The sequence below is a fragment of the Alteromonas sp. ABH4_457 genome (assembly GCF_056160625.1).
The window spans coordinates 23,207-47,867 of sequence record NZ_JBSWXN010000009.1 but is presented as its reverse complement, the minus strand read 5'-3'; the positions used below and the strand labels follow the sequence as shown (position 1 = coordinate 47,867).

Below are 24,661 nucleotides of genomic sequence, written 5' to 3'. Positions count from 1 at the left end.
ATAATTCTTTAAAAAAATTTACAATCGTATTTTTTAAAGAATGAATGTGAATGTAAAATACTGCATAATCTGCGATGTATAAGCGTCCTGGCGCGATATGTTGTTATTTATTGCACACTAATAATGTTTAATTCAATCGTTTTTAGTTAAAAAAATGTTATTTTCAATGTTGACATCGATGTCTGATTTGGTGGTATTTTATTCAGGGCAACGACTCGGGAAATGTTCACTGCCTGCGGATATCGGGCGCAGAACAGCAGTGATTTCAACCGGCAAAGTGTTATGGGTAGTCAAACTGCCGGTCAGCGTTCCTGCCGTTGCTCAATCAAACAACCGTTACAGGATTGAGGGACACACAATGAAACCACAACAATTAAACAAAATAACACTTGGCTTAGTTATCGCCGGCGGCTTATTCCATTCCCAGGTGTTTGCACAGCAAGCGCCGGCAGCCGCAGAGGAAGAGCCTGAATACGAACAAATCATGGTTACAGCGAACCGTACCGCTACTGCCGCAGAAAAAACGCCGGTAGCGTTGTCGGTATTAGGCACGCAACAACTGCGTGATCAGGGGATAACCAACCCTACACAGCTCGCAGAAACGGTTCCGAACGTTTCTATTGACCGGACCAACGGACTTCAAATTACTATCCGTGGTGTTACCAGTACGGATAACACCGAGAAGGGAGATCCTTCTGCAGCATTTATGCTTGACGGCATTTACATTGCCAGACCTCAGGCGCAGGAAGTGTCGTTCTTCGATATAGATCGCGTAGAAGTACTGCGTGGTCCGCAGGGCACGCTTTACGGACGAAACACCACTGCCGGTCTCGTAAATGTTATTTCGGCCAAACCCCATGAGTTTTTTGAAGCCTCTGCAGATATGACGCTGGGTAATTATAATACCCGCCAGTTCACCGGCATTGTGAATATGCCGGTAAACGACAGCGTGTCTTTCCGTGCTGCAGTGAATATCGATCAACGCGACAACTATGTCGAATACGAAGCATTTGATGGTACTGAGGCTGTCGATATCTCGGATTTCAAAGATAACCGGTCAATCCGTCTGTCAGGGTTGTTCAACTTCACCGAAGATATGACCTTGCTGGTTCGCGGTGATTACTCGCAGATGAAAGGCAACAATATGGCATCTGTACCGGTACACAATTTTTTTGAAACACCCTTCACCGACCCGTCGACGACAGAAACCGGCGAGGGAGTATCGCCTGTCTATGTAAACCGCGGCACAGATAATCAGCAAACACTGGCTGCCGGATACTTCCCTGATGTGTATGCAGATAACTCTACCTGGGGTGTGATGGGGGATTTCACCTGGCTGTTAAACGATGCGCTGACCTTCAACTATCTTGGCAGCTACCGCGAGTTTGACCGTGACGAAATGTTACCTCTATTGCTGGGTGGCGATTCGGCAAGCAAAACCGATTACTGGGTTGACGGGCCTTTCTCAGGTACTTATGAGCAGCAGTCTCACGAATTCCGTATAGCGTATAACAGCGACAAGTGGCTGGCGCAGGCGGGTTTGTATTATTTTGAAGAACAGTCCGGGATCCGTCTCGACATTATCGGTTTGATCAACCCGACACCGGGTGAAGACGGCTATATTTTCGGCTTTCCGCAAAACCCTACCAAAGCCGATTCGCTGGGCTTTTTCAGTCAGGCGACTTACAACGTGTCTGATGACTTACGCCTGACTGCCGGTATCCGCACAACGAAGGATCAAAAGTCCCGTGCCGGTGCCACGATTTTCCACAAAAACCTTGGCGAAGAGCTGAACTTCCAGGCCAGCGACGACAATCCGCTACCTGATTCGCTTAATTACGCAGACCGTGAGTATTCAAAAACTACCTGGAAGCTTGGCGTAGATTACGACATCAGTGATGCCACCATGCTCTACGGCAGTATTGCCACAGGCTACAAAGCCGGCGGATTTAATGACGGCTGTGTGGAAGGCGCAACAGGTTGTAACAGTCCGCTGCCTGAAGCCGCAGTCTACTATGACCCGGAAACGCTGACGTCTACAGAGCTGGGTATCAAAACCCGCGTGCTGAACAACAAGATGACTATTAATGCCAACGTGTTTAGTTACGACTATCAGGATCTGCAGCTTTCGCAGTTAAGTTATGTATGTGGCGGCCCTTGTCAGGTAACCACTAATGCGGCAGAAGCCACCATCAACGGTGCCGAACTGGATACATTCTATCGTCCGGATGTAAATCACCGTTTTAATGCAGCAGTGACATTACTTGATGCTTCTTATGATGAGTGGATTTTAGATGAGGAAGCCGGTGTGAGCTTCGCCGGCGAACGTTTGTCGCGCTCTCCTGAATGGACCGTTACTGCTGGTTATCAGTACACCATGGAAATGCAAAGCGGTGGTGAGCTGAGTTTCGCTCTGAACACCCGCTGGAGTGCAGAGTATGAAATATTAAGCAGTGCACTGCGCGCGAATTTCCGCCAGCCCGGCTTTACCAAAACAGACCTGACCATGACATACAACAGTCCTGACAGAGACTGGCATGCACAGGCTTTTGTCAAGAATCTTGAAAACAACATTACTTTGTCAAACGTTGGCCCGAGCGGCGATTTCAACACAGGAACAGCAACCTTTGCTGATCCTCGTCTTGTTGGTGTCCGCTTCGGGTACAAGTTTCAGTAATGGCTAACCGGGGGCTGTTCCGCAGCTCCCTTTTTTAACCATGAGTGAGTGAAATGAAGATAAATCTGAAGAAAACTGTGCTGGCATGTGCAATTGCGGCTTTAGCAGGTTGTGCAAATGAGCAACCTGCAGACTCTACGTCAACAACGGCAGCATTCCGTGATTTAAATGGTAACGGTCAGAAGGACATCTATGAAAATGCCAGTCTGCCCGTTGAACAGCGTGTGGCTGATTTGATCAGCAGGCTGACGCTGGATCAGAAAATCAGGCTGGTTACCGGCACGGGCTTCAGAGTAGACAATATTGGCGGATCGGAAAAAGTGCCCGGCGCTGCCGGTTCAACGTTCGCCATCGATGAATTAGGTATTCCCGCACTGGTACTGGCTGACGGGCCTGCCGGTGTGCGTATTTCTCCCGAGCGTGAAGGGGATGAAAATAAGTACTACGCCACTGCATTTCCTATTGCAACTCTGCTGGCTTCCAGCTGGGACAAAGAGCTGCTGAACGCCGTTGGCACGGCCATGGGTGAGGAAGTTAAAGAATATGGCATTGACCTGTTTCTCGCACCGGGAATGAACATTCACTATAACCCGCTGGGTGGCCGGAACTTTGAATATTATTCTGAAGATCCGTATCTGAGCGGCAATATGGCTGCCTCGATTGTGAATGGTATTGAGTCGAATGGTGTAGGTGCAACCATCAAGCACTTTGTGGCGAACAGTGGAGAAACCAGCCGGATGTGGATGGATTCCCACGTCAATGAACGTGCATTACGCGAAATTTATCTGCGTGGATTTGAGATCGCTGTTGAGCAGGCGCAGCCATGGGCAATCATGACGTCCTACAACAAATTGAATGGCGTCTATACCTCTCAGGACGAAAAGCTGCTGACAGATATTTTGCGCGGAGAGTGGGGCTTCGAAGGCCTGGTTATGACTGACTGGTTCGCCGGTGATAACGCTGCAGCGCAAATGCAGGCGGGCAATGATTTGATTATGCCCGGCATGCCGGATCAGCGTGAAAACATTAAACAGGCGGTGGAAAGTGGCAAGCTTGAAGAAGCCGTGCTTGATCGCAACCTCAGCAAAATCTTTACTGTAATGCTGTCGTCTCCCACCTTTAATGAATATGAGTACAGCAATAAGCCTGATCTGAAAGCGCATGCTGAAGTGGCCCGCCGTGCTGCTGCAGAAGGGGTTATTCTGCTTAAAAATGAGCAGGCAACCTTACCGCTTACCGGTGCTCAGAATGTAGCCGCATTCGGTAACACGTCTTATGCCTTTATCGCCGGCGGCACGGGCAGCGGCGATGTGAACGAAGCGTATACCGTATCGCTGGTGGAAGGGCTGGCAAACAGCTCTCTGAAAGTAGATGCAGCATTACAGGCAGACTACGAAGCCTTCATGAAAGCGGAAGACGCCAAACGTCCGCCGAAGAAAAATTTCTTCGAGTTGCAACCTCCGTTACCGGAATACACGCCGTCTGATGCACAGATTGCCAGCATGGCAGAGTCAAACGACGTGGCGCTTATCACCATTGGCCGGAATTCCGGTGAGTTCCAGGACCGTATCGTTGATAACGATTTTGACCTGAATGCGACTGAACAGGATTTGATAAACCGTGTTTCCGCTGCGTTTCATGCTAAAGGCAAGAAAGTGGTTGTCGCGCTGAATATCGGAAACGTTATTGAAACGGCCAGCTGGCGTGACAAGGCCGACGCGATTGTGTTGCCCTGGCAGGGCGGTCAGGAAGCCGGTAATGCACTGGCTGATGTGCTCACCGGTAAAGTCAATCCGTCAGGTAAACTGGCAACGACCTTTCCGGTTAAATATGCCGACCTGGCATCAGCCAGCACATTTCCGGGCTCCCCCACATCTGAAGACGACGTGAAAGACCCTTACATTGGTCTGTTCGTGGGTAAAGAGTCACAACTCGACTATAACGACGGCATTTATGTCGGCTACCGCTATTACGATGCATTCAATGTGAAACCGGCTTATGCCTTCGGTTACGGCTTATCTTACACCGGTTTTGACTATGGCGATGCCGTTGTGAAGGCCGGAAAGAACGCTGGTGATTTCACCGTTTCGGTGACCATCACTAATTCAGGAAAAGTAGCAGGGAAGGAAGCGGTTCAGCTTTATATCTCTGCGCCGGGCAGTGAAAAACCGGTCAAAGAGCTCAAGGGATTTGAGAAAACAAACGAGCTTGCACCGGGACAGTCGCAAACCCTTGAGTTTGCAATAACACCTAAGCTGTTGGCTTCATTTAATGAAGCACAACGGGCATGGGTGGCCGATGCGGGTGAATACAATATCCACGTTGGCGCTGCCTCTGACAATATTCAGTCTGGTGCCAGTTATTCCCTTGACTCGCCTGTAGTGGCTGAAAAAGTGAGTGTAGCGATGAATCCTGCACCACGGTTGAGGGAGCTGTCTGTACAGTAACCTCTTGCAGGAAGTGATGCCCTTCTTCCTGCAACCTCAAAGCCACCCTGCGGGGTGGCTTTTCTTTTTTACAGCGAGGTATCAGGCGTTTGGGCGAGCAAACCGGTCTGGTAGTAGATTCCCAGTACAATCCGCTTAATTTCTATTTCTGCTTTCACCGCGTTAAGACGCGCTGATATTGCCTGTGATTCGCGGCTGTTAAGTAAGAACAGGTCACTGTCACCCATCTCAAACCGTTTTTGTTCCTGACTGAACAGCTTTTCCGTTAAAACCGCCTGCTGCTGTTGCAGTTCAGACATGGTCTTGCCGTACTGCAATGCCTGTAAACCCACTGCCATATCCCGTTCAAGTGCATCCTGTGTGGTCTGAACCACGGCTTCAATTTCACGCAACTTTAACGAAGCCTTTGCCTCATCAGCCTTCGCCTGGCGACGGCCCAGCGGCATGGAAAATTGCAGGCCGACTTTTGTTTCTGTACCGGTCAGGTTCTCCGGCCCGCTGCCGATATCCCGCGCCAGCTTTGCTTCAATATCCAGCGTGGGTAAGAGCGCGTTCTTTGCCAGTCGCAGCTTGTTTTTCGCCAATTGCATTTCTGCCTGCAAACTGGTGAGAGCAGGGTGCTGTGCAATCAGGCTCTGCAGCAACGCGGGCTTAACCGCAGCACTCATCCAGGGCCATTGAATATCACCGGGGACAGTATTCAGAGTTGCCGTGCTGACCGGACGGAATTGCGCATCGCGGTAATAATAAGCCAGCTTCTCTCTCGCCTGTGCGGCCTTCCTTCTGGCATCCTGTAAAGCCAGATTACGCTGCATCACCGTGACCTCAAATTCTGTCTGGGTGATGCGCGCAAGATCTCCTTCTTCAACCCGGGTATTAATGGCATTTCCACGGGTCTCAGTGGTCTTCACCAGGGCTGCGTATATCTGCTCATTCAGATGACTTTCGTACCAGTCCAGATAAGCCGATAAGCCGTTGTAAACTAGTTCATTCAGGGCCAGGGCGGCTTCTGCATCCCATTGAGACATACTCACTCTGGCATCTTCGATGGCCATCCGTTTTTTATCCGTCTCCCGGTTTTGCAACAATGACATGGCAAAACCGATACTGGCCTCACCACCGGTCAGCGTTTCATAGTAACGCTCGTAATAGGGGAAGGTACCGTTACCGATACGGTATTCGGCTTTCACCTTAGCATTGGCGGTTCCCAGCGGATTGACAACCCGCTGAGACAGATAGTCACCGCTGTAGTAACCACTGGTGCGGAGGGCTGTATCCTGCTCGAGTTGCACATCAAATGCCGCTTCAGCGTAAGCCAGCTCCTGCCGGCGCTGACCACCTTTGGCTTCAAGCTCAAGCAGCTTAGGATGATTGTGCAGAATAGACTGCAGAACTGTTTCTGCAGTCGGTGGTGGTTGTTGCGCCTGAGCGTTCAGGCACAGCAGCAGAAAACTGGCAGTAAAAAAAGAAAAATACCTCAACATGCATACTTACCGTGGTGTTTGTTCTGTATCTGACCTGACATTTTCAGGCGGGAAGTTATTCAGCTGTCGCCAGAGTTCGTAGCCAATACTGACTTCCTCCAGCAAGATCCAGGCATTGACCCTGCTGTCCAGACGGGCAAAGGTTTCTTCCGGCCAGGGCTTTTCCTGCGGATCCTGTTCAATCCATACATTAAACAGTCCGTTGCGGTCTGCCACCGGTTCAACAATCGCCACTCTGCCACCGAATGTACCTATTGATGTGCCCGGCCAGCCGCTGAACTGGAAGATTGGCCAGCCTTCAAATTGCAGACGCACCTTCCGGCCTGTTGTGACCAGCGGTGCATTCAGTCCATTTACTTTCACTCTTACCATGCGCTCGACACCATCAGGAATAAAATACCCGAGTACTGCGCCCGCACTGACCAGCGTGGATAAACCACCGGAGTGCAACTGGGTCACAGTACCATCCTGAGGTGCGTACTTGGTCTGAGTAGATTGCCTTGCCAGCGACGAGTTCAGCGAGTTCCGGCTTTGCTCAGACTGAGCGGCTGTCGCCAGTCTTTCCTGTAACGTATTTTCCGCCACTTCAATGTCGCGGACCGAAACCAGACCTTCTTTATTCAACCGTTTCTGACGATCCAGGTTTATGCGGGCATTTTCCACAGCCATCAGGTCAGCATCCAGTTTCAGCTCCGCGGCTTTTACCTGGGCCTGAAGGCGTTCAACCAGCGCTTTATCTGTGTCGACCAGGGTTACAATGGGATCGCCTTCTTTTACTTTTTGTCCTTCCCGCACGTGCCAGGTTTTTATTTGCCCGGGGACCAGTGCGGATATGGGCTGAGCGCGGTCAGCCGGATTAAGCGTGCTTACAGTTCCCGTACCGTAAGCCGTTTGTTGCCAGGGCGCAAAGTACAATATTGCGGCGGTGACTGCGATAAGAAGAAAGAGCATATACGCCACTTTTCTGTACCAGGTCGGCACAGTCTGTTGCGAAAGCGTCTTCATTTTACTCATGAATTCCTGCTGATCAGAGTAATTCATCACAATTCCTCCTTGTCAGCGAGCACATCATGGGAAAGCAGCTGTGAATCACCATTTAACACAATGGTGGCATCAAAGACTTCCTGAATCGGACTGCTGGTAAAGTACATCACCGTGACCGGCTGGGTATCGAGGTATTTCAGAATTTTATATCTGTATGCTTCAGGAATGGCATCAAAGTGCTGGTTCAGCACAATTACCCCCGGTTTCGACAACAGGGCGGCAGCCAGTTTCAATAACAAAAACTCCATGGGCTGAAGGGGATGGCCCAACTGCGACAGACTGGTTTGCAAGTCGTCTTCCAGTCTCGCCAGTGTCGGCTCCAGTTGCAGTTCGCGAAAGATTTCCCGAATCGCTTTTTCGGAAGCATCCGGCGCATCCATGCGCAAATATTCAAGAATTGAACACTCAATAATGAGAGAGCGGTCAACAATGGCAATGGCCTGACGCAGCTCGCTGGTCTGGTAATCCGTTAATGCAAGGCCTCCCAGTTCTACCCAGCCAGACTCCGGCGTTTCATAACGTTTAAGTACCGTCATCAGTTTTCGTTGTTGCCATGCCTGCCCGGTGACGACGTAGTATTTTCCGTTTTCCCGCAAGGCCATATCAATTTCCACAGACTCGTTTTGCTGAACCAGCACAGTCTGACGGAAGTGGAGATCGTTACGGGTAAAGGTTTCGTTATCGGAAGACTGTACATCTTCCTGAGGTATATTCAGTGCGGCATTGAGCTTCTCTGCCGCACCATACAATTCATAATACAGGTTCAGGTATACACTGAACCGTGAAATACCAAGAAACACCGCAGACATGATCAGTTCGGCTGCAACAAGCTGACCGACAGATAATTGCTCCTGCACAACCAGTACACCACCCAGTCCCAGAAGGGCGGAGCTGGCCAGCGCATAGACAATCAGGAAGAGTACGGTCTGGGAAAAGGTAAAAGTGAAATGTCCGGCGTGACAATTCACATAACGACTGATGATGGCCTCCGTTTTCTCAGCAGCATGGTCAAGATGCCGGCTGGATTTGAAAAATACGTGAGCAGAGGAAATTTCGCTGAGCCATTTTGCGGTGGCATATTTAGAATCAGACAAGTCGATGGCTGTATTTTTCGCAGGCGTACTCAACATCCGCCAGATAAAGTACATAGAAATGATAATCACCACATTAAAGACAAACAAAAACGGGTGATAGAAAGAAACCAGTGTGATACCTACCAGCATCTGAAGCAGAAGTGCGAAACCGTCTACCATCAGTGATGGCATATTTTTCTGAAAGGTCATTACCTCAAAAAAACGGTGAGTTATCGTGCTGTTTTTCCGGCCTTCAAAAAACTGATGAGGGGCCTGAATGGTTTTCAGTACAAGATCGGCAGTCAGCCGGCTATAGATCCGGCGCTCATAATATTCCATAACCCGTGTTCTCAGGGCACTGAATAATCCGTACAGCAGCAAGGTACAGAAAAGGATTGTACTGATCACCAGAACCGCGCTGACTGAAGCGGTATAAACCACGGTGTTGATAAGGGTTTGTACTGCAAACGGTACGGCGAGGGTCAGTAAACCAATCATCAGGCCATATGCGATAGCCAGGTAAAAAAAGCCTGCTTCCGGCTTTAAAATATCAAACAGAAGCGTTTTGGTGCGGCGTAAGTCTTTTGTTGCTGCCATGGTGCTCTCAGAGGCTAAAAAGGAAAACGTCGGGTATCACAGAATTTAACTAAACCTATGTTTCATATCAATGTAATAAGTCTTTATAAATCATTAGTATGACTATCAGAAGTTACAATACGTGATTTCCCGTTAAATTGTTCTTTAAAAGCGGCTAAAAAAGACAAAAAAGCCCGGCGAGCCGGGCGTGTTTAACCGTTAATCGCAGGCGTTTATTCCTGAGGTTTGCCGCTACGGTATTTGTCGAACCAGGCCAGAATGTTACCCACTTTCTGGATCAGGCGTGAAGGACGGGAAGCGATACCGTGAGAGGCCCCCGGTAACCTGACCATCGCAGAGTCTACACCTTGAAGGCGCAGTGCCTGGTAAAACTGCTCTGATTCACTGATTGGCGTACGATAGTCTGATTCGCCGGTAAGCAGCATAGTGGGGGTTTTCACGTTGCCAACCAGAGACAACGGTGAATGTGCCCATAAATGGTCAAATGCTTCCCAGGGTTTGCCCGGCATCCAGTACTGAGTGAAATACGGATACGCGTCAGCAGTCAGGCCGAAACTGATCCAGTTGATCACCGGCTTGGCCACCACGGCTGCAGCAAAGCGATCGGTTTTTCCTACTGACCACGCTGTGAGTACACCGCCGCCGGAGCCACCGGTGATGAAGAGGTTCTTTTCATCAATAAAGCCTTTTGCGATTGCAGCATCAGTGACATCCATCAGATCAGTAAAGTCGTCAGACGGGTAGTCGTGATGAATCAGGTTGCCGAACTCTGCACCGTAAGACGAACTTCCACGGGGATTCGACCACACAACAACGTAACCCTGTGCTGCCATGAGCTGGATTTCCATTGAGAAGTGCGGGCCGTAAGCGGCGTGGGGGCCACCGTGAATTTCCAGGATCAGTGGATAAGATTTGCTTTTATCGAAACCCGGAGGTAATGCAATCCAGGCATCAATATCACGGCCATCAGCAGATGACTTCACCGGTAATGCCTCTACCTGCGCCAGCTTCAGATGTCCCAGCGCATCATCGTTCAGATTAGTCAGGGTGGTGATTTTTTTCTTCTTAAGCAGTGCCAGATCCGCCGGTTTTAACGGGTCATCCTGAGTAAACGCCAGCTCTCCGTTGGATGAAACAGCAAATTCCCCTGACGTATAAGGTCTGCCCAGGGACTGACCGCCGGTGGTGGCATCGAAACGGGTAACATCACCTTTCAGACTGACACTGGCCAGGCGGGTTTCGCCGTGATCAAGATAAGAGAAATACAGTGACTTGTTGTTATCTGACCATTCGACCTGCTGAACTGAGCGGTCAAGAGAGCCCGTCAGACGGCTCAGTTTTCCGCTTTCCAGATTCAAAACTACAATGTCGCTGAACTGGTAAGCTTTTTTATTATCATTAATTTGTTTGAAGGCCAGATATTTGCCGTCGGGGCTGAGCATGGGAGACTCTTCCGGTCCGGGCATATCTGTAACCGCTGTGACGTCAGCAGACTGAATATCAACGCGGTATATGTCGCTGTCAAAAGGAGACAATTCATAGTCTTCTGAACGGTTGGCAGAAAAATAGATCCCCGAGTTGTCGGGGGTGAATGCCAGGCGACCGTCATTAGGGTAATTACCCGTAGTCAGCTGGCGGGGCGTACCGCCGGATACCGGCAGAATATAAATCTGATTGAATCCGTCCGGTAAATATCCCTTGCCGTCAGCACGGTATCCTGTTTTCTGAATGATGCTGGCGGCGGGCGCCCAGTCTGCACCTTTGGGTTTTTCCGGCATAGCAGTAAACAGCGGTTTGGTTTTTACCGGTGTGAACATAGTAAACGCCAGATGTTTGCTGTCATGGGACCAGGTAAGGTTTCCGGGGGCCTTTGATACTTCTGTGAGTCTGGCCTGCTGGCCGGAGTCGAGATAGCGCACATAAAGCTGATTGCTGCCATCTTCATCCGAAAGATAAGCCAGCATGGTGCCGTCAGGGGACAATGTAACCTGACGCACATTCGCGCTGCCGGCAATCACCGGACGATGCTTTTTACCGTCAGTGCTGACCTCCCACAGTGTGCTGTGTGTGCGGTCCTTCATAATATCCATAGCACGACGTTCGTAGTAAACTGATTTACCGTCTTTACTGAAAAACGGCGATGCGGCGTATTCAAGATTGAAGGTGTCTTTATATTGCAGTGTGTCGGGCAGTTGCGCTGCATGTGCAGTAAAGGTCAACGCCGAAACCAGACCGCCTGCGAGGGCGAGTGGACGAATGAGCATAGTGAGTTCCTTGTCGTTCTTATGATTATACCGGCAACGGTACAAGCCTTAAGCTCGTTGACTGCCGGGCTAATGAAAACATACAGCATCACGCCGGTCAGCGGATACCGTTCGTCTTGTTTCTGTTTGATTTCGTCTGGCGGTGTTAAGTCAACTGCCGGCAAAGCGGGTCGTAAAAGCGATCGGTTTTTATACCGCACACGTTAAAATTTAAAATGGTTAACTGGCAGAGTCCATATGGATAAATCCTTAATAAGTCGTTATCCGGCACTTCGTTTACTACTTTGTGCCGTTTTTGTATTTCTGGTGTCGGGTTGTGCATCCAATAAACCGCAAATCAACATGGACGAAGAACAGAACTTTTCTGCTATCCGCACTTTTTCTGTTGAACCGCCGCTGAACACTGTGAATCCCACTATAGAGAATTATCTGCGTACCACTATTACTGATGTGATGACCGCAAAAGGACTGACAGCGGCAAGCCCGGATGAGGCTGACGTCAAAGTCGCATTTCTGCCTTCCACAGCCAGAAAGGAGGACGGTAAGTCTGTGAGTTTCGGATTGGGAACCGGTTCGTTTGGCCGTTCAGGGGGAATATCCCTGGGCAGTATTTTTACTGTGCCTGTAGGTGAACAGGTGTCTGTTTATCAGAATTTGCAGATTGATGTGATTAAAGACGGGCAATTTATTTACAGCGCCACCGGCAGCGCCGAACTGGAGAAAAGTGACAGTATTTCTATTCAGCAATCCCTGACTGAACTTGTAGGTGAACTGCTGGCCAGTTATCCCGTAAACCAGTAAGTGGTGGTGATGCTGAATGCACTTGAAATTGCGGTGACTGCCCCTTGGTAAACCGTGTCGCAGCCCCACTTTTGAATACTTCAATTACCGGTAAATTAAGGATACTGCTATGAGCCGACATTTCGAACAGGCAGACGGATTGTGTGAACGTAAAGATCCCGCAACTGACGGATTTGTATTTAATCAGACTATGTTGCGCATCGCGGATCCGGTCCGTTCGCTGGATTTTTATACCCGCGTTATGGGTATGACTTTACTCAAAAAGCTCGATTTCCCCGACATGGAGTTCAGCCTGTACTTCCTGACCCACGGGGAAGACTTCTCTGATATCAGCGAGGATGACACCAGACGCACAGCACAAACTTTCGGTCGTCCGGCCATGCTCGAACTGACACACAACTGGGGCGACACCGCCGGAGAAACCACCTATCACAATGGTAACAGCGATCCCCGCGGTTTTGGTCATATAGGCTTTCACGTACCGGATCTGGAGGCTGCCTGCGAGCGTTTTGAGTCACTGGGTGTTGCGTTTCAGAAGCGGTTGTCTGACGGAAAGATGAACAATATCGCGTTCATTAAAGATCCGGACGGATACTGGATTGAAATTTTCGACGCTGAGCGGGTCGCTAAAGGCTGATTTCAGCGGACAATATAAATGCCATATTTTATGTAGCCGCTTTTATGCGGCTATTTTTTTCTTCTCAGACGAACGGATATCCTCTGGGGCTTTTTTGTTCATATCAGGAGCTGGCTTTTTTCTGAGATGGTAATTTGAGTAATTGCACCAAATGATTAGAAAGGTATAAATGTAAGATTTAATTGCATTTTCCCTTATGTTTCTGTTATAAATTCCTCTTTTCTGTAGTATTGCGACTCAAAATGGATTTTATCAGCCGCAAATTTATATTTGTTGTCAACGTTTTTATAATATTTCTGAGTGGTTGTAACAGTACTCCACCTGCACTATCTCACGACACAAAAACCGTAAGTTCTGAGAGAATAGCCCTTAATGAGGTATTTGAGGCTCGCGGTTTTTATTTATCTTCTGCTAATAACATTAATTATCTCAATGTAAAGCAATGCGGTAACTATCAGTTGCAGAGTCACCGTGGATCGGTACGGTATCCTGAAAATTCAATAAACGCAGTTGTCGATGCTTTAGATAACGGGTTTGACGTTGTCGAAATTGATGTTCAGGTTACCCGGGATGGGGTTTGGGTTGTTCATCATGACAAACGGACCGGAAGAGAAACGGGAACTGTAGATAATGTTCAAAGGAAAATTGAACGTATACGTTATTCAAAAGAATGGGGCTACCTGCGCACCCGTGATCGAAATTCGGGACAGTTATCAGATACAGTACCGCCTGATTTTCGTGCTATGTCTAAAGCTTTTGCATCAAATGCAGGTCCAGGAAAGAAACTGAATATTGAAATTAAATCCGATGCCCCATCGGGAGATTTGGAAATGCTGGATTATCTGGCATTTACAACAATCGGGCAAGGTCGCTACTACTATTCCAGTTTGTCACTCAGAACCCTCGAACGGATGCGCAATATTAATTCTCAGGTTTTTTTATCTTTTATCCAGAGTCCGGCAGAACAATCAATGAAGCTTTTAAAAGCTCAAATCGAAAAGGGGGCGTCGAGTGATAACCTCTATCAGGAAAATCAGGAAAGGATTGAGAACATCGCGGGGGTTGCTTTTCGTCGCTACAAAGAGAAGCGCTACGATTCTCACGCAGGGATTAATACTCTTAGAAAAGCTCTTAAAAGAAATTTCGGAATGGCAATTGATATTCGCCAGTACATTGGTCAGGCTGGTCGCATCAAACCTTTAGTTACTGGCTACCAGATACCTGTCGCTACATATACGATCAATGATCACGTATATCATGCAAATGCACTGTTAAAAGTAGAGGCAAGGTCAAGGCCCGATTCAGTCATTATTGATGATACTCTTTATGGGTTTTGTACCCAATATGGATTGCCGGATATGCGGGCATATACCGGTTCAACTGCCTCAACCAAACGTATCGCAATCTTGCCTGTAGATCTTGATTTAGAGCGCCTTGACGAAGTGGATACATATTTTGACAACGGTCTTTATCCCGCGTTGGGTGGTCTGCTTAAAAATATAGATAAAAATGTGACAAGCCCTGCCTTCATCCCTGTTATGTTGAATCTTGAAGCTGGCCCTAAAGAGCGGGAGCGCGAAGTCAATCTGAAAACTGACAGGGCAATTGAAGTTGAGCTAAGGGATTCAAATGATGCACCCTTCTTATAAACCCAAGCCGTGGCGGCTATTCTTACTCATTTTAAGTGCAGTCTATTTAGTTCCGGAAGCAATCTTCAACGCGCAACTTGTTTCCCTGATAGGCCTTGGTACACCTCAAGATAGCCAGTTAGAACAATTAGAAGTGTATGGTCGCGCTATTTCAGGAATTGGTGCTACTTTATTGCTGGCTGACCTGCTTCCCGGTAGATTCTATTGTTCAGCCGGACGAGGTTTAATGACGTTAGTCTGTGTAGCTTGTTTCGTATGGCCAACGGTCTATTTCGGTCAAAAAATAATTGTAGAGAGATTTATCGCGTCATCTTCACCGGAAGAACGTGAACATGCTGTGCTTAGTGCCGCTTTAAGGGACGCATTGGCGTTAAATGCTGTTGCCGTGGCTGGTCTTGAATACGATACCGCGATACAGGACAGTTCTGAAAACCTTACTTTTTTAGCGCTATTTGGAGGCCTGCTGTATGCCGACGATAAATTAGCGGGTAATTTAGAGAGCTACAAACATCAGATTGTTAAGCAGTTTGTACAAAAAAAAGCTTATAAGGATTTTGATCGACATTATCAGGACTTTTCGAGCCTGTATGTACAATTGTCGGAGAGTTACAAAGACTACGCAAAAGGTTCAAATACCTATAATCAAAAACTGGCTGACATTCCAAAACAAGAGCTGGAGTACTGGCAAGCAATAGAACAAAAAATCAATCAGGGCTGGCAAGATTATCAGCAAGCAACGAAATCATATATTGCTCGTGCCGAGGCCAGAGCACAGAAATATGGGCCTGGGATTTTTGAATATCATAAACAGGTAAATGGCTGTCAGGAGCGCTTTCAGAAATCTTCACAAAAAGAACGCAGAGTCCAGTGTGTTGATCGGTTACATGTACGATATAAATCTGAAATAGACAAAGCCGGACTGGGATATGTCGAGCCTGGTTACTGGCTCATTGAAGAAGATGTTAGCGGACTTGAAAATGCGGCTAATACAGCTATCGCTGGTGTTATCACTGGGGGCGTTTCTACGGCTTTGCAATTGCTGAGCTGGGCTACAGGGGGAGATGGAGGAATAAGGAATAAACGCTATAAATATACTGATGATCCCTCTCATTACCAGCGATTAATACTTGCACATCCTAATTTTCAGACTCAGTTCCAAAAAGATACTGGATATCCTATGGATATACAGGACTTGGAAGCATTTCGGAATCATGATGAAACACAACAACGAGTCCGAAATTCTCTTAAAGTTAAAGGGTTAGTGCTCTCTGAGGAATGGCGGGTTGAGCAACGTTTAGCATTTTCTCAAGCCGTTTTTAATAAAGTTAAAACTGAAGCTGATGCAAGTTGGAACGAAGCGATGCAGCGCGAAGGGCTTTCAGTTCCGGTTAATTTACAATGGCATGATTTTCAGCTTCACCCCAGTGTTCAAAGAAAGATTGCTGATAAAATGGGAGATATGTATGTTAATAACGTACAAGCTGATTGGAGCCAGGCAAATTTTAAACAATATGTTCTCGATCCAAATATAGAAAAAAGAACGCTTCGTTACCTTGATATGATTTCAGGCGCAAGAGTACACTTTGAAGATGGTCGTCAATATGCTGAAGCAGGTAAACAAGCGCTGCGTTCAGTACTCATACCGCCAATTTCGATGTTTTTGAGTTTGTTTTTAATCTGTCTAACCATAATAAAATTACCCATCAAGACTTACGAAGTTTTGAGGCCGGATTGGCAGAAAAATAAGTCGTTATTGGTTAGGATTGGCATCAAAAGTATGCCTGTTTTCTTGCTATGTACTTTACCTTTTCTTCTGGTGCAAAGCCAATTTACTGCCAGTTCCGACAGTCCGGTTAACTATTTTCTCGAAAAGGTCGAAACTAATAGTAATCCCGTTATATCAATGGCCTTACGATGGACATTACATGCTCAACCTGTTCTTCATCCTTTGGGGCTGGCGTTTGAAACGAATACCGGCATTTATAGAAACGTCGAACCGTTAACCCACAAACTTGCAGCACTAGATGTAAAGTTGCCAATAGTGCATGGAGCCTCTGAGCAATTGTCTTCAGATGCAACGAATACACCGGTTACTCTGACAATTGTATCGAATGTAGCGGGAGCAAAAATCCGTATCATGAATATCAAACCGATATACCGGGAAAAAATGTTGTTGGCCCCCGGTAACTATGAAATTGAAGTCAGTGCAAACGGATACCATACGAAACGCAGTTGGCATCGCATTTCGGAAGAGAACCAAAGACTGGAAATTGAACTTGTACCGTTGTGAAAAACGGTTGGTACGAAATGATACCCGAATTATGTGGCCTGATCTTCTGCTATAGGTACGGATAAAATGCCCTTTTTTGTAAACCAGACTTCCAGTGGCAAAGTTGCCAGTGGCGGAATAGCAGCAAGAATAGCGAGGATACTGTGCCACGCGCTCCAGCGAAGGCGGACCGCTGCAACAATGGCAACCACAAAATAAATCAGAAAGGCGATACCGTGGAGACGGCCGAATAACCAGACACCCAGGTCGGTGACTTCAAGATTGTATTTGAAGTACATACCGGTGATCAGACCGAACCAGGTAAATGCTTCAATGCGCGCTGCGATAATAAAGATTTTTTCCATGTCAGTGGCGGGACTCTGTAAATGAAGAACATGCAGTTTACCTGCACCGGGCATGAAGTGAAAGGTTGAGAATAATTCTTATTTAAGAAGTTGAAATGAAAGAGGTCGCAACCGCGACCTCTCAATTCATGATAAAGGGGGAATTATTGCGGCTCTGCCGGTGCTTCAACTTCTTTACCTTCGCCACGTTTTTTACGGTCGCCTCTGTCAAACTTGTCACCACCTCGTTTGTCACCACGGGGTACGCGCATGTCTTTATGTGGTCTGTGCATCATATCCTGCAGCATCTGTGTTTTCTGTTCTTCTGTGAATACAGCCCAGAATTCATCACGTAATGCTTTCTGCTTTTCTTTCAGCGCTTCAAGTTTTGCTTCCTGATCAGCCGTTAACTCGACATCTTTCATCATTCTGTGCATTTGCGGCGGTACCAGCGGGGGATCCATTTTCTCCATTCGCTCAGTTTTTGCTGCTGCGCCGGTTGCTGCTAACGCGAAGCCTGTTACACCCGCACCAATGAAAAGAGCGGCAACGCCTACAATGCTTAATTTTTTAATCGAACGTTTCATAAAGTTCTCCTGAAAATCTGCTACCTCACAATGAGGACGAATACATACTATCGCGCTGAATGTCACGTAACGTTAAGAAGTGCAAATCTGGTGTGAACATATGAAAAGTCAGGCATTATTGACCCTGTAATAAGCAAGTTGACATAGCATTGACAGACGACGTATTGACATGAGCATTCTATTAATCGAAGACGATAAAGGGCTGGCAGAGTTACTCATTGAGTTTCTCGGCATGTCCGGCTACGACGTGACTCACTGTGCTGATGGCGAGTCTGGTCTTGCGGAAGCTCTGGCCCGCAGCGATATCGAGCTGGTTTTGCTGGATGTAATGCTGCCCGGCCTCAACGGGCTGGACGTACTTAAAGCCATCCGCCAGAAAAGTGAATTACCGGTGCTCATGCTGACAGCACGGGGGGACGACCTTGATAAAGTACTCGGGCTGGAACTGGGTGCTGACGATTATCTGGCGAAACCGTTTAACGACCGCGAATTACTGGCACGTATCCGGGCAATTATCCGTCGTACCGGCGATAAAGCCGCAACAGACGAACCGGCCAGTTTGTCGAAAAAGTCTGTTATCCCGATTGGCGATATCAGCATTGATGTGCAGAAAATGGTGGTGACCTGTCAGTCGCAAGTGTTGGATCTCACCGGCAGCGAATATGCATTACTGAAGCATCTGAGCTTGCAGCCCGGAGAACTCATCACTAAAGAAGAGCTCTCCGAGGCGTGTCTGGGACGACGCCTGCAGGCCTTCGACCGCAGTATCGACACCCATATCAGTAACCTGCGTAAAAAGCTCACTGCCGCAAATTCACAGGTAGACATTAAAAGTCAGCGCGGGCGCGGTTACGGGATTTTTGCCTGATGACCGGTGCTGTTCGCAATTTTAATCTGAAAGTACTGGGCTGGTTCTGGCTTACTCTGCTGGTGTGTATTCTGTCCATTGCCATACCGGCGTTTATCCTGCAGGAAATCAATGAAAACGAGCCCCTGTCCGGCAGGGACAGTCGTTTGCTGAATAATGTGGCGCAGAGAATTGATACCATTCTTCTCAGCCGCCCGGCAGATCCTCATGGTATCCCCCGGCAACTGGAACAACTGGAAACCCGCACATCTTATCAATGGCTCATTGTTGATAAACAGCTTAACGTAGTGCAAAGCAGTATGCCTTTGCGGCGCTCCCTCACCGAAGAATTCAACAGCAAGCGCTTCTGGTATTTCATTCAAAAAGAGCAGCAAAGGGAAATTAATCTGGAGTGGACCCGGCTAGTAGGCCCGGTCTCTCTGACCGCCAGACCGGATTGGAAACTGGTGTTGTGGCGCCCTGAAAGACCACGGCCTCTGGATGTTTTCAGAGCCGTACCGTGGTGGCTGATGCTGGGTATTTTTATGGTAGTGACCAGCTTGATGAGCTGGTTACTGGTACGTTCTATTGCCCGTCCGCTGAACCGGTTGGGTGACGCATTCACTGCGGTGGGGCAGGGACAGTTGAATCACCGCATCGAATACAGTCAGTCTGCAGGCAAAGGTGGCCGTCGTAGCGGGGAATCACCTTTTACCCGCTTGTTTGCCCAGTTCAATGATATGACCGGTAAAATAGCAGCGCTCATTCAGAATCAGAAACGCCAGAGCGCCGACATTTCTCATGAGTTACGCACCCCGCTTACCCGCCTGCAAATGACACTGGCACTGGTACGCCGAAAATGCGCGGACCCCTCGTTGATCCCGCTGCTGGAACGGGCTGAAAAAGAAAATGAGTTGCTAAACCTGCACATTCAGCGTTTATCCGATCTCACCACCATGGAATCCCGGGCTATCTCGCAGGGCAAAGCAGACATTACTGTAAAAGCATTACTGGATGACTTGTGCGAAGATGCTGCATTTGAGGCGCAACAACTGGGGATCGCCTGGCAACATACTCTTGCAGACGGCACGCTCAGTATTTACGAAGAGCCATTCCTCACCGCCATTGAGAATGTGGTGCGAAACGCATTTAAATACGCAAACTCGTCCGTTTCCCTGGCTTGCACTGTTGCCGGTAGTCAACTGACTATCGTAATCGAAGATGACGGGCCGGGTGTGGAACCGGCAGATTTATCAAAACTGACCAATGCGTTCTACCGCACTGACAGCGCCCGTAACAGCGACACCGGCGGCTTGGGTCTTGGCCTCGCTATTGCCGCAGAAGCTGTTCGTCTGAACGACGGCGATATGTCATTCAGCTTGTCAGATAAAGGTGGTTTGCAGGTGAATATGCAGTTCCGGTTGACACAGAAACCGTAACTATTTACTGCTAATATTTGCGGTCCGGGTAGAGGTTTTATCTTCGTCCTTTGTTAAACTTGCCGCTGTTTTTACCGGACTGTTTCTCTATGCTTCCATTTATTCTGCTGCTCATTGCTACCATGTTGTGGGGTAGCTCTTTCATTGCGCTGAAAATCGCGTTTGCCGAATACTCGCCTATGTGGGTAATTTTTCTGCGTATGGTGGTGGCAAGCATTTGTTTTCTGCTGATGTGGAAGGGCCTGAGCCGATTCACTTATCAGAAAGGCGACTGGAAGTTACTGCTGCTGATGTCTGCTGCAGAGCCTTGTTTATATTTCGTTTTTGAAGCCATGGCACTACAGTACACCTCGGCTGCACAAGCCGGTATGGTCACAGCGGTTTTACCGCCTATGGCGGCAGCACTGGCGTTTATCTTTTTAAAGGAACGCATGACTATCACGGCTCAGGCAGGTTTTGTAGTCGCTTTTGCCGGTTTAGTCTGGCTTAGCTGGGCGGCTGAAGAAAATGTTCATGCCAGTAATCCTGTGCTGGGCAATACCCTTGAACTGGCTGCAATGGCATGTTCTGCGGTGTACTGTGTTTGTGTGAAGAAACTGTCCACCCGCTACTCTCCGCTGGTACTGACGTCTTTACAGGCGTTTTCCGGTGCCATATTCTTTATGCCGCTGGCATTCAGTCAGGATGTGCCGCCATTACATGCCGGCCCAGCGCTTTACGCTATTGTTTTCCTTGGCGTATGCGTGACCTTAGGCGCCTATCTGCTATATAACATTGCCATTACCAAAATGGATTTAAGCAAAGCGACCATTTTCAGTAACCTCATTCCCGTATACACCATTGGCTTTGCGTACTGGCTGCTGGACGAAACCCTCACGCAAACCCAATTAATGGCATGTGGCCTTATTCTCAGTGGTGTGGTGCTGGGGCAATCTAAACGCAGAAAGAAAACGGTTATGCCGGCTGAACGGGCGTTCGAATCGTAAATTTCTCCGGATTGTAGTCATATCCGGTTTGTTCACGGGGCGCGATTCTGTGTTAAAATCACAGTCATCCGGCCCATGCGAAGGTTCTCAGTGAGAAGCTGAGAGTTAGCAAAGGGCTTATTGATGGTTTGGAGTGCAGGACCGCTGAAAAACCAGTTCTATATTCGTTAAAAGATTACAGGTTTTTCTATGCTATCTACCCACCGCCGGTTTTCGATTGCACCTATGTTGGACTGGACTGATCAACATTGCCGGTACTTCCTGCGTCAGATCTCAAAACACAGCTTGCTGTACACCGAGATGGTCACTACCGGTGCATTGATCTACGGTAAAGGCGACTATCTTGCGTTTAACGAAGAAGAGCATCCGGTGGCGCTGCAGCTGGGCGGGTGTGATCCTTCCGATATGGCACGGTGTTCTGAAATGGCACAGGCACGTGGCTATGATGAGGTCAATATCAACGTAGGGTGTCCGTCTGACCGGGTTAAGAACGGTGCGTTTGGCGCATGCCTGATGGCGCAACCTGAAGTGGTGGCGGATTGTGTGAAAGCCATGCAGGCGGCAGTGGATATTCCGGTAACGGTTAAATGCCGTATTGGCATAGACGATATGGACGAATACGAAGGTTTTGCCAGGTTTGTTGATATTGTTGCAGATGCAGGCTGTGATACCTTTATTGTGCACGCCCGTAAAGCCTGGCTGCAGGGATTGAGCCCCAAGGAAAACCGTGAAATTCCACCGCTGAATTACCCTCGTGTTTATCAGCTTAAAGAAACACACCCCAATCTGAATATCAGCATTAACGGCGGGGTGAAAACCCTGGACGATACTCTGGATCACTTAAACAAAGTTGATGGCGTGATGATGGGGCGGGAAGCCTATTCGAATCCCTATTTGCTTTCGTCGGTTGATAAACTGGTTTTTGGCGATGATGCACAGGTGAAATCCCGCAGCGAAATTGTTCACATTATGCAGCAGTACATTGAACGTCAAACCGATGAGTGGTTTAAACCCTGGCACGTTGCCCGTCATATGCTGGGTTTGTACCAGGGACAGGCCGGCGGGCGCATCTGGCGTCGTTATTTGAGTCAGAATGGTACGGGCAAAGAGCGTGATCCAAACCTTCTGATGAATGCGCTGGAGCAGGTAGAGCAGGCGCAGGCCAACGCGAAAGCCTTTAACGATTCCCGTGTTACGGAACAGTAGTACTAAATGGTTTTAAAAAACGGCGCGTAAATGGTCGCGAAGGTATCCTTCGGTTGGGGCCTGAAATGACCTTTTACAAGGCCGGCCCGTTTTATCCGGTCGATGCGGAATACACGGGTGGCATCCCTTAAATGATCCCAGGCGATGATATACCAGATTGGCCAGTTCAGCAGAACGTAGTGGATTTCAATAACCCGCCTGGTCATGTCGCTGCTTTCAGCCTGATAGTCGATTTCCAGTAAGTGGCGACCCAGAAACGCTTCTGCTATGTCTTCCGACATGTCAGGCGCCGGTGCGCCATAATGCGTCGCAATATTAGCTGCTGCGTTGTTTCCCACCATAATTCTTTTGCGGATATCACTGACCACATGACGCTGCTTTTGCGGAAACGCCTGAAACAGTTTTTGTTTGATGTGTTTTAAATTTCCTGTGAGCAATGGCGACTGAAGGTTCTCCATAATGGCCAGCGCGAGGATAAGTTCAATGACTTCACGGTGAGTCAGATTCAGCCGGTCTATGCCCCAGCGACCAGACAACCGTATGCCGCCGCCCCGTCCGCGGTCGGATTCCACCGGGTAACCGGCCTCCCTGAGTTCTGCCAGTTCCCGCATAAGCGTGCGCTGACTGACCCCCAACTGTTCCCGTAAGTCTGCGGTTTTCCAGTATTCCTCAGACTGCAATAAGCCAATCAGGCGGCTCCGCCTGTCAGTCCGGTTTGTGAAGCTTTTATTCGTCATATTTTTAATATGCCATTTAACGGCATAATTATCTATACACTTTCCGGTATGGCGAGTGCGGGGCCTTCAGGCCGCGTAATGAGGCCAGAGTTTGGTAGCCGTTTAATCACATTATAGGGAAGGTAAATCATGAAACATTTTTATAATTCAAGAAGCAGAAGTGCCATAACCGACTGGATGCTGGCAGAACTGGGCGTTAAGCACGAGCGGGTTTGTATTGATTTTGGCATACAGAATTCGCAACTGGATGAGCTGCACCGTATCAATCCGATGAAGAAACTGCCTGTACTGGTTGATGGCGATACTGTTGTTACAGAAGCCGCTGCTATTTGCGCTTACCTGGCGGATAAATATCCGCAGAAGGATATGGCGCCGGTTGCCGGGTCTGCTGAACGCGGATTGTATTACCGGATCCTGTTTATTTCAGGCAGCGCTATTGAACCGGCGTTTACGCTGGCCGCTGCAAATATTGAGTATCCCGATGCTTCCATGGCCGGCTGGGGTGACATGCCGAGGATCATCGATACAATCGAAGCATTAACACCAGATTCTGACTGGGCAACCGGTGAGCAATTTACTGCGGCTGATGTGATCTTTGGCGGTTTGCTGGACTTTGCATCTAAAGTGGGGTGGTTTACTCCGTCTCGTAAGGTACAAGCTTATATCTCCCGTTTGCGGCAGCGCCCGGCATATTTAAAAAGCCATCCTGACATGCTTCAGAATATGGCCGGTAAGCGAATCGCTTAACTCCGGTTTCCAGCAATAAGCCCTGGTGACAGAGATATTGAATCTCTGTCAGAACGGGTAGCGGAATAGACCAACGTAGGTGGTTTATTTCGCTAACTTGTAGTCCTAATCGTTTTTTGAGCTTGCCGGTTTTTTCGATGATTAGTTTAATTCCATATAAATCAATGGCATAAAAAATTTTAGAGGTTGGCACGTCTCTCGCTATCTCTCAGGTAACTTGTCGTCGCAGTGAGTACGGCTTTATTTAAAACATTACCAGAGGGAAACACCATGAAAGCGAAAAAACTATTAACCAGCCTTGTATTAACTGCTGCGATGTTAAGTTCACAGGCGATGGCGCAGGAAAGTGCTGTTGAATCGTTCCTTGGCCGGATGATTGATCAGGCCGTGTCTATGGCGGGCGAAGAAATCAGTAACGGCGTACGCCAGTCTGTTGCAAACGCAACGTATAATTTCAGTTTGTCGGATGAAACAAAGACGGGGTCAGTGAGTGTGACTGATCTTGCTGCAAGCGGGACACAATCAAAATCTGAACACGCTGAATCTGAAGAAGAGTAAGCTTATGGCTTGCTGTAAGATGCGAATTCAGCATCAAACATTATCAGTGCGAAGTTGCAGGCAATCTTAAACGGTTGCCTGTTTTTTATGTGCAATTGAAAATCGAAATTTGAAGATCGTCATTTTAACCAATCTGGCTGGTCAAAATGACTAAATATTTATATACGACCGTGCCGAGCACCTCTCCAATCCTTCGCGGAATAATAAAATCTCATTTAAAACAACATCTTAAACATCTGGCACGGGCATTGTAATAACTATTGTGTAA

General features: G+C 48.2%; 19 protein-coding genes. 12 read left to right on the top strand and 7 right to left on the bottom strand.

Translation table 11 applies throughout. The features are described from left to right. The first annotated feature begins 358 nt into the window (after nucleotides 1-358). The gene (locus tag ACXAGR_RS22165; RefSeq protein ID WP_474852574.1) at nucleotides 359-2,677 is read left to right on the top strand and encodes a TonB-dependent receptor; all 2,319 of its coding nucleotides are present in this window, start codon (nucleotides 359-361) and stop codon (nucleotides 2,675-2,677) included. A gap of 53 nt (nucleotides 2,678-2,730) precedes the next feature. After that, the gene (locus tag ACXAGR_RS22160; RefSeq protein ID WP_474852572.1) at nucleotides 2,731-5,124 is read left to right on the top strand and encodes a glycoside hydrolase family 3 N-terminal domain-containing protein; all 2,394 of its coding nucleotides are present in this window, start codon (nucleotides 2,731-2,733) and stop codon (nucleotides 5,122-5,124) included. Between the two features lie 68 nt (nucleotides 5,125-5,192). Here ACXAGR_RS22160 and ACXAGR_RS22155 read toward each other — a convergent pair whose 3' ends face one another. The 4 genes from ACXAGR_RS22155 to ACXAGR_RS22140 form a co-directional block, all read right to left on the bottom strand. Then, nucleotides 5,193-6,608, bottom strand: coding sequence for a TolC family protein (locus ACXAGR_RS22155; RefSeq protein ID WP_474852570.1), 1,416 nt, complete (start codon nucleotides 6,606-6,608; stop codon nucleotides 5,193-5,195). A 6-nt stretch (nucleotides 6,609-6,614) separates the two neighbouring features. Further along, nucleotides 6,615-7,649, bottom strand: a complete 1,035-nt coding sequence (locus tag ACXAGR_RS22150; RefSeq protein WP_474852568.1) for an efflux RND transporter periplasmic adaptor subunit — start codon at nucleotides 7,647-7,649, stop codon at nucleotides 6,615-6,617. Beyond that, entirely contained in the window at nucleotides 7,649-9,322 is a 1,674-nt protein-coding gene (locus tag ACXAGR_RS22145; protein ID WP_474846051.1) for an ABC transporter transmembrane domain-containing protein, read from the bottom strand. The genes ACXAGR_RS22150 and ACXAGR_RS22145 overlap by 1 nt, the downstream gene beginning before the upstream one ends. 212 nt (nucleotides 9,323-9,534) lie before the next feature. Next, nucleotides 9,535-11,586 (bottom strand): S9 family peptidase, encoded by a 2,052-nt coding sequence (locus ACXAGR_RS22140; RefSeq protein ID WP_474852566.1) that lies wholly within the window; start codon nucleotides 11,584-11,586, stop codon nucleotides 9,535-9,537. 237 nt (nucleotides 11,587-11,823) lie between these two features. Here ACXAGR_RS22140 and ACXAGR_RS22135 point away from each other — a divergent pair, with 237 nt between their 5' ends. From ACXAGR_RS22135 to ACXAGR_RS22120, 4 genes are all read left to right on the top strand, one after another. After that, the gene (locus tag ACXAGR_RS22135; RefSeq protein WP_474852564.1) at nucleotides 11,824-12,387 is read left to right on the top strand and encodes a DUF4136 domain-containing protein; all 564 of its coding nucleotides are present in this window, start codon (nucleotides 11,824-11,826) and stop codon (nucleotides 12,385-12,387) included. Nucleotides 12,388-12,496: 109 nt separating this feature from the next. Next, nucleotides 12,497-13,024 (top strand): lactoylglutathione lyase, encoded by a 528-nt coding sequence (gene gloA, locus ACXAGR_RS22130; protein WP_474852562.1) that lies wholly within the window; start codon nucleotides 12,497-12,499, stop codon nucleotides 13,022-13,024. 242 nt (nucleotides 13,025-13,266) lie between these two features. Then, nucleotides 13,267-14,673 (top strand): glycerophosphodiester phosphodiesterase, encoded by a 1,407-nt coding sequence (locus tag ACXAGR_RS22125; protein ID WP_474852560.1) that lies wholly within the window; start codon nucleotides 13,267-13,269, stop codon nucleotides 14,671-14,673. Then, nucleotides 14,654-16,963 (top strand): peptidase associated/transthyretin-like domain-containing protein, encoded by a 2,310-nt coding sequence (locus ACXAGR_RS22120; protein ID WP_474852558.1) that lies wholly within the window; start codon nucleotides 14,654-14,656, stop codon nucleotides 16,961-16,963. The genes ACXAGR_RS22125 and ACXAGR_RS22120 overlap by 20 nt, the downstream gene beginning before the upstream one ends. A 29-nt stretch (nucleotides 16,964-16,992) precedes the next feature. Here ACXAGR_RS22120 and ACXAGR_RS22115 read toward each other — a convergent pair whose 3' ends face one another. Together ACXAGR_RS22115 and ACXAGR_RS22110 are read right to left on the bottom strand one after the other, a co-directional pair. After that, nucleotides 16,993-17,307: a DUF3817 domain-containing protein gene (locus ACXAGR_RS22115; protein ID WP_474846039.1), complete on the bottom strand. Its 315-nt coding sequence runs from the start codon at nucleotides 17,305-17,307 to the stop codon at nucleotides 16,993-16,995. A 143-nt stretch (nucleotides 17,308-17,450) separates the two neighbouring features. Beyond that, nucleotides 17,451-17,873, bottom strand: a complete 423-nt coding sequence (locus tag ACXAGR_RS22110) for a hypothetical protein (protein ID WP_474852556.1) — start codon at nucleotides 17,871-17,873, stop codon at nucleotides 17,451-17,453. 169 nt (nucleotides 17,874-18,042) lie between these two features. On the opposite strand from ACXAGR_RS22110, the gene ACXAGR_RS22105 reads away from it, so the two are divergent. The 4 genes from ACXAGR_RS22105 to dusA all read left to right on the top strand — a co-directional run bounded on the left by ACXAGR_RS22105 (nucleotide 18,043) and on the right by dusA (nucleotide 22,351). Further along, nucleotides 18,043-18,741, top strand: a complete 699-nt coding sequence (locus ACXAGR_RS22105; protein ID WP_474852554.1) for a response regulator — start codon at nucleotides 18,043-18,045, stop codon at nucleotides 18,739-18,741. Beyond that, the gene (locus ACXAGR_RS22100) at nucleotides 18,741-20,159 is read left to right on the top strand and encodes an ATP-binding protein (RefSeq protein ID WP_474852552.1); all 1,419 of its coding nucleotides are present in this window, start codon (nucleotides 18,741-18,743) and stop codon (nucleotides 20,157-20,159) included. Before ACXAGR_RS22105 ends, ACXAGR_RS22100 begins: the two co-directional genes overlap by 1 nt. Before the next feature lie 89 nt (nucleotides 20,160-20,248). Further along, nucleotides 20,249-21,145 carry a DMT family transporter gene (locus ACXAGR_RS22095; protein WP_474846031.1) on the top strand — a complete coding sequence of 299 codons (897 nt, stop codon included), beginning with the start codon at nucleotides 20,249-20,251 and terminating at the stop codon, nucleotides 21,143-21,145. A 189-nt stretch (nucleotides 21,146-21,334) separates the two neighbouring features. Further along, nucleotides 21,335-22,351 carry a tRNA dihydrouridine(20/20a) synthase DusA gene (gene dusA / locus ACXAGR_RS22090; protein ID WP_474846029.1) on the top strand — a complete coding sequence of 339 codons (1,017 nt, stop codon included), beginning with the start codon at nucleotides 21,335-21,337 and terminating at the stop codon, nucleotides 22,349-22,351. 2 nt (nucleotides 22,352-22,353) lie between these two features. Here dusA and ACXAGR_RS22085 read toward each other — a convergent pair whose 3' ends face one another. Next, entirely contained in the window at nucleotides 22,354-23,088 is a 735-nt protein-coding gene (locus tag ACXAGR_RS22085; protein ID WP_474852550.1) for a helix-turn-helix transcriptional regulator, read from the bottom strand. Between the two features lie 129 nt (nucleotides 23,089-23,217). Here ACXAGR_RS22085 and ACXAGR_RS22080 point away from each other — a divergent pair, with 129 nt between their 5' ends. Both ACXAGR_RS22080 and ACXAGR_RS22075 read left to right on the top strand, forming a co-directional pair. Further along, nucleotides 23,218-23,835 carry a glutathione S-transferase family protein gene (locus ACXAGR_RS22080; protein WP_474852548.1) on the top strand — a complete coding sequence of 206 codons (618 nt, stop codon included), beginning with the start codon at nucleotides 23,218-23,220 and terminating at the stop codon, nucleotides 23,833-23,835. 270 nt (nucleotides 23,836-24,105) lie between these two features. Beyond that, nucleotides 24,106-24,393, top strand: coding sequence for a hypothetical protein (locus tag ACXAGR_RS22075; protein ID WP_474846023.1), 288 nt, complete (start codon nucleotides 24,106-24,108; stop codon nucleotides 24,391-24,393). Nucleotides 24,394-24,661 lie beyond the last annotated feature (268 nt).

Coding starts and splice junctions, on each gene's coding strand:
- ACXAGR_RS22135 (WP_474852564.1), top strand. CDS start 11,824: ATGGATAAATCCTTAATAAGTCGTTATCCGGCACTTCGTTTACTACTT.
- ACXAGR_RS22085 (WP_474852550.1), bottom strand. CDS start 23,088: ATGACGAATAAAAGCTTCACAAACCGGACTGACAGGCGGAGCCGCCTG.
- ACXAGR_RS22145 (WP_474846051.1), bottom strand. CDS start 9,322: ATGGCAGCAACAAAAGACTTACGCCGCACCAAAACGCTTCTGTTTGAT.
- ACXAGR_RS22160 (WP_474852572.1), top strand. CDS start 2,731: ATGAAGATAAATCTGAAGAAAACTGTGCTGGCATGTGCAATTGCGGCT.
- ACXAGR_RS22155 (WP_474852570.1), bottom strand. CDS start 6,608: ATGTTGAGGTATTTTTCTTTTTTTACTGCCAGTTTTCTGCTGCTGTGC.
- ACXAGR_RS22110 (WP_474852556.1), bottom strand. CDS start 17,873: ATGAAACGTTCGATTAAAAAATTAAGCATTGTAGGCGTTGCCGCTCTT.
- ACXAGR_RS22125 (WP_474852560.1), top strand. CDS start 13,267: ATGGATTTTATCAGCCGCAAATTTATATTTGTTGTCAACGTTTTTATA.
- ACXAGR_RS22165 (WP_474852574.1), top strand. CDS start 359: ATGAAACCACAACAATTAAACAAAATAACACTTGGCTTAGTTATCGCC.
- ACXAGR_RS22140 (WP_474852566.1), bottom strand. CDS start 11,586: ATGCTCATTCGTCCACTCGCCCTCGCAGGCGGTCTGGTTTCGGCGTTG.
- ACXAGR_RS22150 (WP_474852568.1), bottom strand. CDS start 7,649: ATGAATTACTCTGATCAGCAGGAATTCATGAGTAAAATGAAGACGCTT.
- ACXAGR_RS22075 (WP_474846023.1), top strand. CDS start 24,106: ATGAAAGCGAAAAAACTATTAACCAGCCTTGTATTAACTGCTGCGATG.
- ACXAGR_RS22080 (WP_474852548.1), top strand. CDS start 23,218: ATGAAACATTTTTATAATTCAAGAAGCAGAAGTGCCATAACCGACTGG.
- ACXAGR_RS22095 (WP_474846031.1), top strand. CDS start 20,249: ATGCTTCCATTTATTCTGCTGCTCATTGCTACCATGTTGTGGGGTAGC.
- gloA (WP_474852562.1), top strand. CDS start 12,497: ATGAGCCGACATTTCGAACAGGCAGACGGATTGTGTGAACGTAAAGAT.
- ACXAGR_RS22100 (WP_474852552.1), top strand. CDS start 18,741: ATGACCGGTGCTGTTCGCAATTTTAATCTGAAAGTACTGGGCTGGTTC.
- ACXAGR_RS22120 (WP_474852558.1), top strand. CDS start 14,654: ATGATGCACCCTTCTTATAAACCCAAGCCGTGGCGGCTATTCTTACTC.
- dusA (WP_474846029.1), top strand. CDS start 21,335: ATGCTATCTACCCACCGCCGGTTTTCGATTGCACCTATGTTGGACTGG.
- ACXAGR_RS22115 (WP_474846039.1), bottom strand. CDS start 17,307: ATGGAAAAAATCTTTATTATCGCAGCGCGCATTGAAGCATTTACCTGG.
- ACXAGR_RS22105 (WP_474852554.1), top strand. CDS start 18,043: ATGAGCATTCTATTAATCGAAGACGATAAAGGGCTGGCAGAGTTACTC.